At 64.2% G+C, this 16,716-nt stretch carries 16 protein-coding genes; 10 read left to right on the forward strand and 6 right to left on the reverse strand.

What is annotated here, in order from left to right; all coding sequences use genetic code 11:
* Positions 1-45 precede the first annotated feature (45 nt).
* Both QNA11_RS15490 and QNA11_RS15495 read right to left on the reverse strand, forming a co-directional pair.
* On the reverse strand, positions 46-2,643 hold the full coding sequence (locus QNA11_RS15490; RefSeq protein ID WP_283483718.1) for a TonB-dependent receptor: 2,598 nt from the start codon (positions 2,641-2,643) through the stop codon (positions 46-48).
* An 81-nt stretch (positions 2,644-2,724) separates the two neighbouring features.
* Positions 2,725-3,093, reverse strand: a complete 369-nt coding sequence (locus QNA11_RS15495; protein ID WP_283483719.1) for a DUF2946 family protein — start codon at positions 3,091-3,093, stop codon at positions 2,725-2,727.
* Between the two features lie 193 nt (positions 3,094-3,286).
* On the opposite strand from QNA11_RS15495, the gene QNA11_RS15500 reads away from it, so the two are divergent.
* From QNA11_RS15500 to QNA11_RS15530, 7 genes are all read left to right on the forward strand, one after another.
* Positions 3,287-3,700: a DUF2946 family protein gene (locus tag QNA11_RS15500; protein WP_202071145.1), complete on the forward strand. Its 414-nt coding sequence runs from the start codon at positions 3,287-3,289 to the stop codon at positions 3,698-3,700.
* 154 nt (positions 3,701-3,854) lie between these two features.
* Complete coding sequence (locus tag QNA11_RS15505; RefSeq protein WP_202071146.1) at positions 3,855-4,496, forward strand: MotA/TolQ/ExbB proton channel family protein; 642 nt, start codon at positions 3,855-3,857, stop codon at positions 4,494-4,496.
* On the forward strand, positions 4,497-4,994 hold the full coding sequence (locus QNA11_RS15510) for an ExbD/TolR family protein (protein WP_202071147.1): 498 nt from the start codon (positions 4,497-4,499) through the stop codon (positions 4,992-4,994). It begins immediately after the preceding gene.
* The gene (locus QNA11_RS15515; protein WP_281929489.1) at positions 4,991-5,704 is read left to right on the forward strand and encodes an energy transducer TonB; all 714 of its coding nucleotides are present in this window, start codon (positions 4,991-4,993) and stop codon (positions 5,702-5,704) included. The genes QNA11_RS15510 and QNA11_RS15515 overlap by 4 nt, the downstream gene beginning before the upstream one ends.
* A gap of 53 nt (positions 5,705-5,757) precedes the next feature.
* On the forward strand, positions 5,758-6,192 hold the full coding sequence (locus QNA11_RS15520) for an energy transducer TonB (RefSeq protein WP_283483720.1): 435 nt from the start codon (positions 5,758-5,760) through the stop codon (positions 6,190-6,192).
* Positions 6,193-6,215: 23 nt separating this feature from the next.
* Positions 6,216-7,469, forward strand: coding sequence for a sialidase family protein (locus QNA11_RS15525; protein WP_283483721.1), 1,254 nt, complete (start codon positions 6,216-6,218; stop codon positions 7,467-7,469).
* Positions 7,466-8,017: a TlpA family protein disulfide reductase gene (locus QNA11_RS15530; RefSeq protein WP_283483722.1), complete on the forward strand. Its 552-nt coding sequence runs from the start codon at positions 7,466-7,468 to the stop codon at positions 8,015-8,017. The genes QNA11_RS15525 and QNA11_RS15530 overlap by 4 nt, the downstream gene beginning before the upstream one ends.
* A 393-nt stretch (positions 8,018-8,410) precedes the next feature.
* Here the strand turns inward: QNA11_RS15530 and QNA11_RS15535 are convergent, their stop codons facing one another.
* The 3 genes from QNA11_RS15535 to QNA11_RS15545 all read right to left on the reverse strand — a co-directional run bounded on the left by QNA11_RS15535 (position 8,411) and on the right by QNA11_RS15545 (position 11,950).
* Complete coding sequence (locus QNA11_RS15535; RefSeq protein WP_281929484.1) at positions 8,411-8,818, reverse strand: bacteriohemerythrin; 408 nt, start codon at positions 8,816-8,818, stop codon at positions 8,411-8,413.
* Between the two features lie 265 nt (positions 8,819-9,083).
* Entirely contained in the window at positions 9,084-10,112 is a 1,029-nt protein-coding gene (locus tag QNA11_RS15540; RefSeq protein WP_283483723.1) for an AMP-binding protein, read from the reverse strand.
* Positions 10,109-11,950, reverse strand: a complete 1,842-nt coding sequence (locus QNA11_RS15545; protein ID WP_502867539.1) for an extracellular solute-binding protein — start codon at positions 11,948-11,950, stop codon at positions 10,109-10,111. Before QNA11_RS15545 ends, QNA11_RS15540 begins: the two co-directional genes overlap by 4 nt.
* A 327-nt stretch (positions 11,951-12,277) precedes the next feature.
* On the opposite strand from QNA11_RS15545, the gene QNA11_RS15550 reads away from it, so the two are divergent.
* Positions 12,278-12,988, forward strand: coding sequence for an invasion associated locus B family protein (locus QNA11_RS15550; protein WP_202071155.1), 711 nt, complete (start codon positions 12,278-12,280; stop codon positions 12,986-12,988).
* Positions 12,989-13,322: 334 nt separating this feature from the next.
* On the forward strand, positions 13,323-14,630 hold the full coding sequence (gene purB, locus QNA11_RS15555; protein WP_283483724.1) for an adenylosuccinate lyase: 1,308 nt from the start codon (positions 13,323-13,325) through the stop codon (positions 14,628-14,630).
* Between the two features lie 247 nt (positions 14,631-14,877).
* Here the strand turns inward: purB and QNA11_RS15560 are convergent, their stop codons facing one another.
* The gene (locus tag QNA11_RS15560; protein ID WP_283483725.1) at positions 14,878-15,366 is read right to left on the reverse strand and encodes a DUF2721 domain-containing protein; all 489 of its coding nucleotides are present in this window, start codon (positions 15,364-15,366) and stop codon (positions 14,878-14,880) included.
* Between the two features lie 130 nt (positions 15,367-15,496).
* On the opposite strand from QNA11_RS15560, the gene ccmI reads away from it, so the two are divergent.
* Positions 15,497-16,618 carry a c-type cytochrome biogenesis protein CcmI gene (gene ccmI, locus QNA11_RS15565; protein ID WP_283483726.1) on the forward strand — a complete coding sequence of 374 codons (1,122 nt, stop codon included), beginning with the start codon at positions 15,497-15,499 and terminating at the stop codon, positions 16,616-16,618.
* The last annotated feature ends 98 nt before the right edge of the window (positions 16,619-16,716 follow it).

A 16,716-nucleotide genomic window follows, 5' to 3' on the forward strand; every position in this document is an offset into this window, starting at 1 on the left:
CCCCGGGAGTTTTTCTCCCGGGGCTCTCTCTTTCAGCCCTCTCGATCAATCGATCGAGAAAGCGACCGGTTGGAACCAGTTCCTCACGTCGGGCAGGCCGCTCTCATTCCCCGCATAAAAGATTCCGCGCTCTGGATGCTTGGCGGCGCCGTAGTCATACTTCGCGGCGAAATAGAAGGTTCGCTGCGGGAAGGGATGGAACAGGAAATATCTGTAGTTCCCGATGTTGTCGATGCCGAAGTCGAAGGACAGCCGCTCGTTCCACTTGTAGTTGACCTTTGTGTCGACGACAAAGAAGGGATCGAAAGCCTGATATATGCCATAGGCGCGGTCGTTATTGGCCATGGTGCGCCACATCTTGCTTTGGTAGCGGCCTGCGAGTGTGAAGGCCCATTGGTCGTCGGGACGGTAGGTGAAAGCTAATGTCCCGCGCCACTCGGGAACATTTGGCACAGTCTTGCCTGCGACCGAGATTGCCCAGGGGTATTCAAAATTGGCGACGCTCGGCGCCCAGGTCGGATTGGAGATGATCCGCGCATTGAGCCATGTTGCGCTGCCCAGCACCTCCAGCCCCTTGAAGCCAAAATTGTCCTTCTGGAAGGCGACTTCGACGCCGCTGTTGCGGATGCGCTGAACGTTTGTTGGCGCCTGCGTGGGAATGTTCGTGCCAGGCGAGAAGGTCAGCTGGTTTATGATAGCGTCGCGCACTTCTTCGTCGAAGAACGAGACTCGCGCAAGACCATCCAGGCCAAGCTTCCGCTCGACCGTTAATTCTTTACTGAGGGCTGACTCAGGCCGCAGATTGGGGTTGGGGTTGGTCGCAACGCCGTTCACCCCCACGGTTGCGAGATTATAGAGCTCGCGCACCGTCGGGAAGCGATTAGCCATGCCGACTGATCCCCTGATCGTCCATTTGTCGTCGACGATATATTCGAGCGTCCCCTTCGGCGAGAAGCGCGTGCTGTACAGGTTCGGCTGGTAGATCGGGAGCCAACCTAGCGGATTGCCAGCGAGATTGGTGCCGAAATTATTGACGCCGGCCTGCTGATTGTAGCCCTCCGAGGCCGTCCAATGCTCGCCGCGTAAGCCGGCGGTGAGCTTCAGATTGTGCGCAATCGGGAAGGCGTCCTGAAACCAGAGCGCCTGGGTGCGGGTCGTGCCCTGCGCGATCGAAACCGCCGCGCCGGTGCTCGCGGCCGTGCCGGAGGGCCAGTTCGCCGTCAGCCACACAGGATTGTTGAGGTGGAATTGGTCGCCATGCAAGCCGAAGCTGATGTCGTGGCCCTGCAACAGCCCTTCGGGGGGGCGAACAATGCCCTTCATATCGAAGAGCGTCCAATAGGTGCCGGTGAACACCGTGTTGCGGCCTGTCTGCGTGTAGCCGCCGAAGGGAATGGCGGCTGACCAGGGCGAGACCTGATCCGACTGCAGATAGGTGAAATTGGAGGCCGAGACTTCAAAATCGAAAGGGCCGCCGCTGTTGGATCGGATCGCGGCCGCGTTGACCATGATCTTTTCCTGGATTCGATAATAGCCCTGAGTCGCAAAATTTTGCAGCGCGGTGTTGTTCAAGCCCCGGCCCGCGGTCGTCACGCCCCAAACCGGGCCGTATCCGGAGAAAAGGTAATTCTCGGGAATCGATGTCCCGTCATTCGACCAAAAGCCGAAAGTGTACGTGCCTCGGATCGTCTGGCTGAAGTCATAGGCGAGCTTGAGTTTCGCATTCACCTGATCGTTCGCCAGATTGCCGGTCGAGCCGATCACATTGGCGAAGGTCGTCCCATAGACGTTCGTCGCCAGATAGGCGTTGGGGTAGAAATTGGGCGAGGTCACATAGGTGAGCGGCTGCTGCGAGCCGCGCTGCCAATTGCCTGAGATCGTCCAGGACAGGTCGCCTATGCGATCGCCGGCGAAGAAGCTCGTCACATTGTTGACGAGGCCCTTGTTCGTTCCATACTGCGAGAAATCCTGGACCGCGAGCGTGTCCTTGATCGACACTTCCAGCTTCTCGGGCATGCGCGTCGTAATCTTCAGCACGCCCCCCATCGAGTTGCCCGGATATTGCGCCGCATAGGGGCCGTAGAGGAAATCTACGCGCTCGATCTCTTCCGGCGCGACAAGGCCCCAGCGCGGCGCGCCAATGGTGTTGTCGTTGCCGACGAGCGCGGTGAGCAGAAGGTCGTCTGCGTAGACCAGGCTGCGCGCCGAGGAGCTGACGCCCCAGGTGCGGGTCTGCAGCACCGCCTGCGTGTCGCCGTTATTGCGTTTACGCACGAAAAGGCTCGGCATGTATTTCACCGCGTCTTCCGTATCGACGATGTTGATCTGCCGTTCGATCTGCTTGCGCGTGACGCTCGCGACCGTATTCGGCAACTGCCACTTTTCGACGAAGGCGGGGCGGCCGTCGGGCAGGGTCGGCGACCAGCGCGAGACGATCGGCGACGGCGCTGGCGCGCTGGCGACGCCGGGCCGCGCGGCGACTGGCCCGGCGGCGCGGGCAGGAGCCGAACTGCGAGCGGGCGCATGATGATGCTGGCCGCTGACGTCGATGGTCGGCAACGTATGCGTCGCCTGCGCGGGCGACAGAGCGGCGAAAGTCAAAGCGCAGGCGGAGACGCCGCGCAGGAGGTGATGGCGGTACATTGTTGGTGTTCCCTCTTCGCGCCGGACAAGGCGGCGCGTCTGATCCCGGCGCGGCGCGCCGTTACGCTTAATCGGAGTGGATCAGGCCCGGAATGGCGGCGCTCGGGCGGGCGCGTTTCGATTGAATATTTTGGCGCGCGGCGGGACGGCCAACTCGGCGGCCGAGACACGCCAATAGGGCGCGGGGCGTCCCGCCGGCAGGCTCGGCGCGTCGCTGTCGATCGCCGTGAAGCCAAGCTGGCAGAGAGAGCAGGAGGCGTGGTCGTGCGGCGCTGGCGCGTCGAAGGGCGCGGGCCGGTCGTTGCGCGCGTCCGGCGCCAAAACGATCGCCGTCTGCTTGTGGCAACCCGCATAGCCCTCGCGCGCCGCGGCGGCGCCCCATGGCGATGCGCCGAGCTGTGTCAGCAAAGCGACACAGACGATCAGCGATGCGAGTAGCCTTTGACGCATGGGCCGGCAGACAGTCCCGAGAAGCCATAAGGCGCCCGCGAAAAAGGCGCCTCACGGCGTGATCGCGATTTTGGTTCATCACGTTAACCTTGATCGCGCGACGCAATGAACTCTGCCGCTGGCCGAGAAGCATTCCAAGATTGCTTGCGTTGTCAGAAATCAAAAAATCCATTAAGAGACTTTTATGTCACACATGCGGGACATCGGCGAAAGAATACGCGTAGCGATCGTCATCGCTGCGGTATGGGCGCTGATGTTCGGCGTGTCCGCGTCAGGCGCGGCGGTCGCGGGCGCGACCGACACCGTATTAAAAAACAACGATAAAACTGCCGTAGGCCTGTTCGCGTGCTTCAAGCGTCATATGACGCAGCGCGCCGACGCCGCGAGCGACAAGGCGCCCGGGACCGACTACGCCGGCAAGCATCATTGCCCGTGCTGTCTTGCGGCGAGCATGGCGGCGGCTGTTCTGCCAGAGCGGCTCGCGCCGGTGACGCGGCCGCTGCAGGCGCAGAGGCCGGTTTCCTACAGCGTGGCGGCGACATTCGCGCGGGATGGTTGCTCATCGCCGTCCATCAATGGGGCCCGAGCGCCACCCTCTATAGTTTAGAAACTTTCCGATCGGCGGAACCTAGCGCTGGCTCGCGTGCTGCATGCGAGTAAGATCGCCGGTCAGAGACGCCCTTGAGCGTCCAAGATCACAATAAAATCAATGTCAGACGCCGTTGCTGCTCTGCGCGCGCCGTCGAGGATGAGTGAGTTCTATGGACCATACGTCGCTTTCCCCGCTCGCCATGTTTCTCAACGCCGGCCCTGTCGGCAAGGTCGTCATGGCGGCTCTGCTTCTTGCTTCTGTCTGGACCTGGGTGCTGATCATCGAAGGCGCCACAGCCGTCATTCGCATCGCCAAGGCGACTAAGGAGGCGCGCGCAGGCGGGCCGGTCGGCCTTCTCGAACCCGTCGCCGCCGCTGGCCGGGAAGCTTTCGCGCTCGATCTTCCCGATGAGACGACCGGCGACAAGCGTGAGCGAATTGCCGAAAATATGAGCCGCGCTGCCCGCGAATTTCTCACCAAGGCCGAGGGCGGTCTGCCCAATCTCGCCGTGATCTCCTCGGTCGCGCCCTTCGTCGGCCTCTTCGGCACGGTTTGGGGCATCATGACGAGCTTCGCCGGCATTGCGCAGTCGCAGGACACCAGCCTCGCGGTTGTCGCGCCGGGCATTGCGGAAGCGCTCGCCGCGACCGCTTATGGCCTCGCCGCCGCCATTCCGGCTTCGGTCGGCTATAACCGTATCGGCTCCTCCTTCTCGCGCCTCGGCCAGCAGGTCGCGCATTACATCGAGGACGAGGCGCTGCGCATGACCAGCGCGCCGAACGCCCGTCGTTCGCAAAAGGAGGCCGCATAAATGGCGCTCCCGACCCGCTTCAAGAACAACAACGACCTTTATCAGCCGCTCGCCGACATCAATGTCACGCCGCTCGTCGACGTGATGCTGGTGCTGCTCATCATCTTCATGGTGACCGCGCCGCTGCTCGCCAAAGGCGTGAAGGTCAATCTGCCTCAGGCCAGCGCCGCGCAGCCGATCAATCAGAAGGACCCGATCGTGGTCACGGTCGGCAAGGACGGCAAGGTGTCGCTCGGCGCCGATCCGGTGTCCGAGGAGGCGCTCATCGACGGCATTCGCGCCATGATGGGCGAGGACGTCACGCGCGTCGTGCATGTCCGCGGCGACACCGAGGCGGTCTATGGCGAAGTCGTCGCGGTGATGGACAGACTCGCGACGAATGGCATCACCCATATCGCCATCATGACCAATTCGCGCAGCAAGACCGGCTCGGCGGCGAAAGCCGCGGCGCCTGCTGCGCCCGCCGCGCCGGCTCCGGCGGGAGGGGCGGCGAAATGACGGACTTCGCCCTCAGCCCCGACTACGCCAGCCAGCCCGACGAGCCGGAAGGCGCGCCGCCGGTCAATCCGCCGTGGCTGCGCCCCGTCGCCGTCACGGTGATCGTCGCCGCGCATATCGCTGTCTTCGCGGCCTTCCTGTACGCGCCGGCGCCCAAGACGATCTCGCTCGACTCGCTCTCCATGGATCTCGTCCAGGAGGGCGATTTCATCGAGCAGCAGGAAGTGAGCGCGGCGGAGGACACGCCCCCGCCGGTCGCCGTCGAGCAGCCGGACCTCGCCTTGCCGCCGCCGGTCGTGATGGCGCCGGACGCGATCCCGCTCGCGGTGAAAAAGGACGACACCGAGAAGCTCGAGAAAAAGAAGGAAGAGCGCAAGGAAATCGAGCGCGCCGAGCAACGCCGCGAAGCGCAGGCGCGTCGTCGCGCCGGCGCGCCCAATGCGGGCGGCGCCACCAGCGGCGCGTCGCAGGCGAGCTGCCTCGCCCATGTCGCCGCCTCGCTGCGCCAGCATACGCCGGGCTCGACGAGCCTCGGCGCCGGCACGGCCCATGTGACCTTTCATGTGAACGCCGGCGGCGGCATTTCGGGCGTTTCGGCTTCCGGCTCGACCCCGGCGCATGCGGCGCTGGCGCGGCGCATCGTGGGCTCGTCACGCGGTCCGGGTAGCTGCGGCTCCGCCTTTGTAAGCCAAGCCTTCGCCTTCCATTGACCTTTGCCGGCGGACTCGCAAGAGCCCGCCGCTTCTCTTGTTGGAAGCACGCCATGAAGGTTCTCCTCAGCGGGCGCGTCGCATTTCTTTGCGCGCTCGTCCTTACCGGCGCCGCGCGGGCGGAGGCCCCCAAGCCGTCGTCCGCCCCAGCTCCCGCCGCAGCGGCAAAGCCGGGGCCTGCGCCAGCCGCGCCGAAACCCGCGCCCCAAACGGCGCCCGCGCCCGCCTCTGGCATGTCCGAGAGCAAATATCTCGGTCTGCTCTACGCCGAGATCGCCAAGCATACGCCGGAGGAAAACGCCTCCGGACCGGGCGAGGTGAGGGCGAGCTTCATCGTCGGCGCCTCTGGCAAGATCGAGAAAGTGACGATCGACAAGACGACGAGCCCGGCGCATGCCGAGATGGTGAAGAAAATACTGGCGGCGGTTGTCGTTCCTGCCCCGCCCGGCGGCGCGATGGATGTCGGTCAGACCTTCAAGTTCCGCTGAAGCGAAACCATTAGAGGGAAGTCATGGGGTCGATGGCCATTCCGCGCGTGATTATCATATCGGCCGCCGTGTTCGGCCTGAGCGGCGGCGCCGACGCCGAGCTCAGCGCGCCGGCCGAAGGGCAACGACATGGCGCGGCGGCTTGCGCCGAGCCCAAGCCGGATTGCGCCACGACTGCCAATCCGGCGTTCGACGCCAAAGGCAAGCTTTGGGTGGCTTACGTCGTCGGAAAGACGGTCTATGTCGCCTCGTCCCCGGACGCGGCCAAAAACTTTTCGGCGCCCGTCGCGATCGCGTCGGTCAGCGACGGCGTCATCGACGCCCATGGCGACGCACGGCCGAAGATCGTTCCCCTCGACGATGGATCGCTGCTCGCGAGCTATACGACGCGGCCCGACAAGCAGATGATCGGCACGATCTTCACGGCGCGCTCGACCGACGGCGGCAAAAGCTTCTCCAAGCCGCAGGCGATGCTTACCGATGGCGGGCAGCGCTTCGAGACTTTCGTCGTCACGCCCAAGGGCCGCATCTACGCCGGCTGGCTCGACAAGACCAACGCTCTGAAGGCCAAGGCCGAGGGCAAGGAATTCGAGGGCAGCGGCGTCGCCTTCGCCTGGTCGGACGATAATGGGCAGAGCTTTGCGGGCAAAAAAATCCTGATGGACCACGCCTGCGAATGTTGCCGCATGTCTGCGGCGCTGGATCGCGACGGCCTGCCGGTGTTTCTGTGGCGGCAGGTCTTCGACGGCAATGTTCGCGATCACTACGCCGCGAAGCTTTCCGCCGATGGCGCGACGCTCACGGGCGGGCGCGTTTCCGACGATAATTGGGCGATCAATTCCTGTCCGCACCATGGCCCCAGCCTCGCCGTCGACGCCCATGGCGGATGGCACGCGGTGTGGTTCACGAAGGGCAAGAATCGGCAGGGGCTTTTCTACGCGCATAGCGAAGATTCGGGAAAAAGCTTCTCCAGCCCGGAGAAATTCGGCGATGACGCCAAGGCCCCGGGCCACCCCGTCGTGCTCGCGGCGAAAGGCCGTCTCTATCGCGTCTGGAAGGAGTTCGACGGGACGACGACGACCATCCCGCTGCAGCTCTCGCGTGATGGCGGCAAAAGCTGGAGCGCGCCGAAAATCCTCGCGCAGACCGACGACGCCTCGGATCATCCGGAGCTCGTCGCCTACAAGGGCGCGGCTTATCTTTCGTGGGTGACGCATAAGGAGGGCTATCGCCTGCTGCCGCTTCCCCGCGACGAGAAGAGTGCCGCAGTGCGATGAAGAAGGTGATCGCCGCTTTACGTGCAGCCTGTCATTCCCGCCTTCGGCTCGCCGGGAATGACGGACGAAACAGTCTCGCTGTTCGTCTCTCCCTCTGCGCCATTATCGCCTTCACCGCTTCGAGGGCCCACGCGCTCGATTTCAAGCCCTATGGTCGCGGCGCCTTCTCGCAGATCGCCAAGGCGCATGCGGGGCGGCCGCTGATGATTCACTTCTGGTCCGTCACCTGCCCGCCCTGCCTCGCCGAGCTGGCGCAATGGGCGCAGATGACGGCCGAACACAAGGATGTCGACATCGTCTTCGTCAACGTCGATAGCGAAGAAGATCGCGCACGGGCGGCGGCGCGCGCCGAGAAAGCCGGGCTCGGCAAGTCGGCGCATTACGGTTTTGCAGATGATTTCGTCGAGAAGCTCTATTTCGAGGCCGATAAGACGTGGCGGGGCGAATTGCCGTTCACCACGCTGGTGGCGCCCGACGGCGGGGTGATCGCCGTGACCGGTGCAATCGACGATCCGCTCGTTCTGCAGTGGCTGGAAAAGCACAGATAAGCGCGGCCAGATTGCTGACAAAGTGGCGATGACGCCCCTCGTGCTTCGAGACGCCTGCTGCGCAGGCTCCTCAGCATGAGGGGCTTCTGCGATTTCGTCGAACACTAATACGAGATCCGCTTAATTGGTTCGGTGTCATTCCCGACGCTCGCGCAGCGAGCGATCGGGAATCCAGAGCAAAGGCGGCTATCATGGCTCTGGATTCCCGGTCGGGCCTTCAGCCCGCCGGGAATGACAAGACCCGATGCGAGCTGTTCAAACGGAAGTGGTGTTGGGCCTCTTCCTGAGGAGCGAGCAAAGCTCGCGTCTCGAAGGACGAGGCCGCCTCAAAGTTCGTCAACCAACTGACCTTTCCCGCCTAAGCGGGAAAGGCGCTCTCGAGTATCGGGCTTATCAGGCGACGCCCTTCGCGTTCAAATAAGGGCCGTAGAGCCTGTCGATATTGGGGATGTGGTCCGTCAGCCAGCCGACCACGAAGCCGGCCGTCTCTCCGGTCACCTCCGCTTCACCGGCGTGGAATTTCTTTTGCAAATCGGCGCAAGTCGCCACCAGCTTGTCATGCTCGGCTTTGTGGCCGGCTGCGGCTGGATAGTCATATTGCGCGAAATTCGCTTCCTCCGCCGCGAAATGCTTCACCACATAGTCGATGAGCGCATCGAGCTCCTTGCCGATCGCGTTTCGGTCGCCGCTGGCGACGGCGTCGCCGAGCACATTCACCAGCCTGAATATTTCCTGATGCTCCGCATCATGCGCGCTGACGTTGGTCGCGAATTGTTCCTTGGTCCAGGTGATAAGCGACATGCAGTTTCCTCCACACCAACGCCCCATGCGCCCCTCGTGGCTGACGAGTCGCGCAATTGCAAAAGCGCATGCGCGATCTCGCCGCGCACGCACTTTGACGTGATGACTCGAGGCTGTAATTGACCGGCGTCAACACGAGACAATGTGACGCGCCCATCATTCGCCGCCGTCATTGCGAGCAAAGCGAAGCAATCCAGGGCCGTGATGTGAGTGTGGATTGCTTCGTCGCTTGCGCTCCTCGCAATGACGGGGCGCGAAGGGTCTGTCAGAGTCTGCGCAAAACGAACGCGTCGTCTTCCGCGCGCAGCGCGATAATCGGACAGCGTTCTTGCGAGTCGCCGACGCAAGCGGCGCCATCTCCCAAGGCGATGACTGCGGCGATTGCGCTATTGTCGAGCAGCCCGGCGCGATCGAGATCGGCGAGGATGGAAACCGGCGCAATCAATCGCGCCGACCCAAGCGCATCGAGCGTTTCGAGAAAGCGCGCCGTGGTGAAAGGCGCAAGAAAATGCAGCGGCGCCCCCGCGAGCAACGCCGCGAGCGGGCCGGCGACAAGAGCGGCGAGCGAGCTCGGCGCATAGAGCGAAAGAATGGGCGCCTCTCGCGCGGCGCGGGTCGCGCGCACGAGATCGAGCGCCGCGCCGAGCAGCGCGCCTTGCGAAGCGAAACGGACATTTCCGCTCTCGTCGAGCGCGCCGACATCGAAGCGTTCGTCGTCGCTCCAATCATCAAAGAGCGGCACGCGCGGCGACATCTGCGCCGCGAGCGCTTGCGCCGAAAAATCAGCAGCGCCGTCGAGCGCGCCATGAAGCGCGCCGATCACGCGCAACGACGGCGTATCGGCGGCGATCTCGAGCAGCGCCTCCTCGAAATCGAGGCCGCAGATTTGCGCCGGCGCGAACAGCGCGGCGATCTGCAATGTCTTTGCCCCATGCGCGATGGCTGCGCGCCATTGGGGGAGGGGCATGGGCGCGAGCGTTGGCGCGAGACCCGCGGCGAGCGCGCCGACGAGCGCGACAAAGGCTTGCGCGCCGGATGAAGAGCAGATGAGAATTCTCTCGCCACGCGCGAGATCGAGAGCGCGGAGCTTGGAAAGGCAAGCGCCGACGCGCTGGTAGAGATCGGCGTAGGTGACCTGGTCCACGGCGCCGTCGACGTCATCGAGAAAGGCGAGCCCGCCGGGGCGCGGCCTTGCCGCGCCGGCGACGAGGGCGTCGAAGCCGAATTGCGTCAAAGGATGGGCGCGCACGAGCGCCGCTTCCTCTTTCTCAAAAACAGCGGCGCGCGCGGTCATGGATCTTTCCTCCACCAGCTTTCGAGCGTCGGACCAAAGAGCGGCGCGGCGTAGCGCGGCAGGCGCTGGGGCCGGGCGAGGTCGGTCGAATGCGCGATCCATTGCTCGGAGGCGTGAAACAAAGGCACGACATAAAAACCCGAGAGCAGAACGCGGTCATAGGCGCGCACCGCCGAAACGAAATCCTCGTGGCTTTGCGCCGAGAGTAACGCGGCGATCAGGCTGTCGATCGCGGGCGAGGCGGCGCCGGCGAGATTGAAGGACGATTCCTGCGTCGCGCTCGCCGAGCCCCAACGCATGCGCTGCTCATTGCCGGGTGAAGCCGAAGCGAGATACTGCCCGATCATCATATCAAAATCGAACTTCTGTCGCCGGCGCTGATACTGCACTTCGTCGACGAGTCTGACGCGCGCCTCGACGCCGATGCGCGCGAGGGAAGCCGCATAATTGAGCGCAAGCCGCTCCTGATTGCGGTCCTTGACCATGATCTCGAAGGAAACCGGCGCGCCGTCCTTGGCGAGCCTGTCGCCATTCACATGATAGCCGGCCGCCGCCAGCAATTCGAGCGCGCGCTTGGCCATCTCGCGGTCGCGGCCCGAACCGTCGTTGACCGGCGGGCGCCATTTCCCGTCGAGAATATCCGCGCGCACGGCGTCGGGGTAGGGCGCAAGAAGAGCGCGCTCCTTCTCATTCGCCGGACGGCCCGAGGAAGAAAGCTCCGATTCGTCGAAGAAGCTTTTGGTGCGCGTATAGAGGTTCGAATAGAGATTGGCGTTGATCCACTCGAAGTCGAACATCATGCCGAGCGCTTCACGCAGCCGGATGTCTTTGAAGATCGTTTGCCGCGTGTTGAAGACGAAGCCTTCGAGCCCCTTGGGGTTCTCGTTCTTCAACGCCTCGGTTGCAACGCGGCCCTCGCGCAACGCGGGGAAGTCGTAGCCGGTCGACCAGCGGGTCGTGCTGGTCTCTTCGCGATAGTCGATCAAGCCGGCCTTGAAGGCCTCGAACAGGGCGTTGCCGTCGCGGAAGTATTGAATGTCGATCTCGTCGAAATTGTAGAAGCCGCGCTGGCTCGGAACGTCCGCGCCCCAATAGTTGGGGTCGCGCTTCAAAAGCAGCCGCGCGCCGGCCTGCGCATCCGCGACGATATAGGGGCCCGAGCCTAGGGGCTTGGCGAGCGTGGCGTCCGAGAATCGCTCGAGGTCGGTCGCGTGCCTGGGCAGCACGGGCATGATGGCAAGAATGAGCGGCAGCTCGCGATCGCCGACGCCCGTCAGATCATAGGAGACCGTCTGCGCGTCGGGCGCTGTGATCGATTTCACAAGGCCATAGGCGACCCGCTGCTGCGGGCGGCCCTTCGACTTGAGCAGGTTGAAGGAAAACAGCACGTCTTCCGAGGTGATGGGCTTGCCATCGGAGAAATGCGCTCGTGGGTCGAGGTGGAAGGTCACATGGGCGCGGGCGGCGTCGATGTCGAGCGATTGCGCGATGAGCGGATAGAGCGTGAAAGGCTCGTCCTGCGACCGCGCCATCATTCCTTGGAAGATATTGCCGACGAGGCCCTGGGCCGTGGAGCCGGATTTGAGATTGAAGGGGTTGAGGCTGTCGAATGTCCCGGCGAGGCCGACACGAAGCCTGCCGCCTTTCTTTGCTTGCGGGTCGGCGTAAGGGAGATGCTCGAAGTCCGGCGGCAGCGCCGGCGCGCCATGCGCCGCCAGGCCATGAGTAGGCTCGCCCGCCATGAGCGGACCGCCGGGCGCAAAGGCCGTCAGCAGCGCAAGGGCGAGGCGCGGAAGGCGGCGCCTCTTTGGGCGGCCGCGAATCACGGAAGAGATCATGCTGCGACAATAGTCGAAGCTATGGCGGCAAGAAGCCGAGACCGGGCGTCATTCCGCCTCATTTATGAAATTTTAACGTAATCGGCGCTCGCGGGGGCTTTATGCGCGCCGGGGACCGCTGGAATTTGCCGCGGCGACAAGGTAAGAGCTTTGCCGTCGCTCCGGCGCGGCGGCTGCGCCGGGGGAGAATCGCGGTCGGGGCAAAAGTTCCAAGGGCGTTCCATTTTTCGTCCGCGCAGGCGGGCGGCCCCCGCAAGACGAGACAACAAGAGCTGTTTAGAAGCCGGAAGAGCGCCGGCTAGAGAGCAATCGAAAGGGACTTCGGAAATGTCGAACCTCTTCTCGCGGTCCGCCGCGGTCGCGCTGGCAGGCGCTTTCCTGCTCGCCGGCGTTTCGGCGCAAGCCCAGCAGGCTCCGGCCGCTGCCGGGCAGCAGCCTGCCGCAGGCGGGGCGCAGGGCCCCATCACCGCCACGCTTCAGGCGGTGCAGCCCGACTGGACCAAGGTCTGCGGCAGCGATCCGGCGACCAAGAAGGAAGTCTGCTACACGACCCGCGATTTCGGCGCCGCCGCCAAGGAAGGCGACGCGCCGCAGCCGTTGCTCGCGCTCGCGGTCTATGATCCCAAGGGCGACGACACCAAGATCATCCGTCTGCTGCTGCCGCCGGGCCTGATGCTGAAGCCGGGCTTCCGCTTCGCGATCGACAAGGGAGCCATGGAGGCCGGCGCCTTCGAGATCTGCTTCCCGAACGGCTGCTTCGCCGAGGCGAAGGTCAAGAAGGCCTCGGTCGACGGCATGAAGAAGGCCCAGCAAATGACGGTCATCGTCAAGAACCAGGCCAATACCGAGGTCACTTTCTATTTGCCGCTGAACGACTTCGGCAAAGCCTTCGACGGCCCGGCGATCGACCCCAAGGTGCTCGAGGAGCAGCAGAAGAAGCTGCAGGAAGAGCTGCAGAAGAAGGCCGAGGAAGAGCGCAAGAAGCTCGAAGCCAAGAGCGCCGCTCCGGCCGCGGCTCCTGCGCCGGCCAAGAAGTAAGCGCTTCTTTCTAACGAACAAAGAAAACGCCCGCATGGCTCATGCGGGCGTTTTCTTTTGGGCGGCTTGGGAGAGAGCCGGGAAATGCCGGGAAGCTGGTCCAGCGCGGCCAAGTAGCGATGATGGGCATGCGCTGGCGTCCGTCATTGCGAGGTGCGCAAGCGACGAAGCAATCCAGAGCCGCGATGGCTGCCCTGGATTGCTTCGCTCCGCTCGCAACGACGGGATGGGCTGCGAGCCCGAAGGCTCGCGGTCCCGAGGCGCTCTTTTGCGCTTTCCGCCGCTCTATGCTAGCGCGAGCCCTCCCAATGCGTTCCAGACCTGAGCTGCGCCCATGATCCCTCGCTATTCTAGATCCGAGATGACCACGATCTGGGAGCCGCAGACGCGCTTCCGCATCTGGTTCGAGATCGAGGCCTATGCCTGCGACGCGCTGGCCGAGCTTGGCGTCATCCCCAAGGAAAGCGCCAAGAATATCTGGGACAAGGCGGATTTCGTCGAGTTCGACGTCGCCCGCATCGACGAGATCGAGCGCGTGACGAAACATGACGTCATCGCCTTCCTCACCCATCTTGCCGAATTCATCGGCCCGGATTCGCGCTTCGTGCATCAGGGCATGACGTCCTCGGACGTGCTCGACACCTGCCTCGCCGTGCAGCTCTCGCGCGCCGCCGATCTGCTGATCGCCGATGTCGACGCGCTGCTCGCGGCAATCAAGAAGCGCGCTTTCGAGCATAAATTCACGCCGACCATCGGTCGCTCGCATGGCATTCACGCCGAGCCCACCACCTTCGGGCTCAAAATGGCGCAGGCCTATGCGGAATTCACCCGCGCCCGCGAACGCCTGGTACACGCCCGCAAGGAGGTCGCGACCTGCGCCATCTCAGGCGCCGTCGGCACTTTCGCCAATATCGATCCGCGCGTCGAAGAATATGTCGCGCACAAGATGGGCCTCGTCGCCGAGCCCGTCTCGACGCAGGTCATTCCGCGCGACCGCCATGCGGCATTCTTTGCGACGCTCGGCGTCGTTGCGTCTTCGGTCGAGCGGCTCGCGATCGAAATCCGCCATTTGCAGCGCACGGAAGTGCTGGAGGCCGAGGAATATTTCTCGGCGGGCCAGAAGGGCTCGTCGGCCATGCCGCATAAGCGCAATCCGGTGCTGACCGAAAACCTCACCGGCCTAGCGCGCCTCGTCCGCGGCATGGCGATTCCGGCCATGGAGAATGTGGCGCTCTGGCACGAGCGCGATATTTCGCATTCCTCCGTCGAGCGCATGATCGGCCCCGACGCGACGGTGACGCTCGACTTCGCGCTGGCGCGGCTCACCAATGTCGTCGAGAACCTTCTCGTTTACCCCGAGAATATGCAGAAGAATTTGGACAAGCTCGGCGGCCTCGTCCATTCGCAGCGCGTGCTGCTCGCTCTGACGCAAAAGGGCGTCTCGCGCGAGGACGCCTACGCCATGGTGCAGCGAAACGCCATGCCGGTCTGGCGGGGCGAGGGCGAGTTCCGCGATCTCCTTGGCAAGGACAAGGATGTGAGCGCCAAGCTCTCGCCGACGGAGTTGGACGAGCTGTTCGACCTCTCGTACCACTTCAAGCATGTGGATACGATCTTCCGCCGGGTGTTCGGGGAGGGCTGAGGCAGTTTCCGTTTGAATAGCTCGCATCGGGATTTGTCATTCCCGGCGGGCTGAAAGCCCGACCGGGAATCCACAGCCACAAGAGCGCTGGTTTTGCCCAGAGCCCGTCATTGCGAGCGAAGCGAAGCAATCTAGGGCAGCGATGCGGCGCGTCGGCTCCGGCTCCTCGCAATGACGGCGGTGAGTCCTGTGTGTCCAAACGGCGCGAGCGTCCGGGATACGCCGAACCAATCGAGTGGATCTCGTATCACTCCTGCGCCGGCGCCTTCAGATGGCCGCGCCGACGGTCCCGTTGCTTCATCAACGTGTCCGCGGCGTCGATTTCCGCATAAGCGAGCTTTATCTCCAGGGCGAAGGCGACGAGCGCCGCAGTGAAAAGCCCCATGGCGATCATGAACAGAAACCCCGCGCCGAATTCGTGACGGAAGCGGAAAAACGCCGATGCGAAGGCGACGATGACGAGAAAGCTCGTCACGACGCAGCTCGCCACGCCCCAATAGATCGAGCGGTGGACCAGCACGGCGCGCCGCCGCAGGATCGGCACCTCGACCTTGCGATGCGCCTGGGCGTGTCCGTCGTCGAGATCGGCAAGCTCGCGCGCGCGATCCACGATCCGATCCTGCCGTGAGACGAGCACGCCCAAAAGCTGCGCCTCGGCGGCGAGCAGAAAGGCCGGGCCGGTCACCTGGGAGATGACGATGGAAAGCTGCTCGATGGTCGGCGCGTCGAAAAGCATGGGCGGTCCCGCGTAAAACAGTTCGTCGCCGCATCTTATACCGGTTTGTGGCCCGCCTGAGCGGGGGGGGTGGCGGCGCAAGCCGCATTTCTCTTCCAAAGCGCCCGGCAAAGCCTTAAACAGCGCTTCCATGATGTGGCTCATTTTCGCTCTCCTCACCGGCGCCGCGGTTATGGCCGTCCTCCTGCCGCTCGCCATGCGGGGCGAGACGAAAGACGCGGGCGCCGCCGACATCGCCTTTTTCGAGGAGCAGCTCGCCGAGATCGCGCGCGAGCGCGCTGAGGGCCGCCTCGACCCGGTCGAAGCCGAGGTCGCGAAGACCGAGGCCGCCCGACGCCTGCTGCGCGCCGAAGCGGCTCCGAAGGCGCGGGCCCAGGGCTCCCGCAAGGCGGCGCTCGCGGCGGCGCTTGCCGCGATGGTCATCGTTCCCGCGGTCTCGCTGCCGCTTTATCTGCGCCTTGGCAAAGTCGACATGCCGGACATGCCGCTGACGGCGCGGCTCGACTCCCAGCCCGACAAGGGCGATCTCGCCGGCGCCGTCGCCCGCATCGAGCAGCATTTGCGCGAGCATCCCGAGGATGGCCGCGGTTTCGAAGTGGTGGCGCCTTATTACCTGCGCTCGGGGCGGGGCGAGGAGGCGATCGACACTTATTCCAGGGCGTTGAAGCTCCTCGGGGCGACGGCGGAGCGCCACGCCAATTTGGGTCAGGCCCGCATGATCGTCGCCGAAGGCAAGGTGACGCCGCAGGCGCGGCAGGATTTCGAGGCGGCGCTGGCGCTCGACCCCAATAATGTGATGGCCGCCTATTATCTTGGCGTCGGCGCAGAGCAGGCGGGCGAGAAGGACAAGGCCGTCGGGATTTTCGAGAAGCTCGAAGCCGAGGCTTCGGCGGACGCGTCCTATCTTCCGGCCGTGAAGCGCCGGCTGGCGGCGCTGCGCGGCGAAGACGCGCAAGAGCGGCCGCCCTTCGCGCAGGGGCCCGCGAGCGCGCAGGGCAAGGTCATCGCCGCCATGCCGGCGGACGAGCGCGCCGCGACGATCAAGGGCATGGTCGACAAGCTCGCGGCGCGGCTGGAGAGCAAAGGCGACGATATCGAAGGCTGGCTGCGGCTCATCCGCGCCTATAGCGTGCTGTCGGAGCCCGAAAAGGCGAAAAAGGCTGTCGAGGACGCCCGCAAGGCGCTCGCCGGCAAGCTCGAGGAAGTCGCGCGCATCGAGGCGCTGGCGAAGGAATTGAACATCGGGGGGTGATATCCCTCTCCCGCAAGCGGGAGAGGGTGGCCCCTGCGTCAGCAGGGGTCGGGTGAGGGCCCTCATCCGTCACCGCTTCGCGGCGACGCCTTCTCCCG

It is taken from the genome of Methylocystis sp. JR02, assembly GCF_030063565.1.
Classification (GTDB): Bacteria; Pseudomonadota; Alphaproteobacteria; order Rhizobiales; family Beijerinckiaceae; genus Methylocystis; species Methylocystis iwaonis.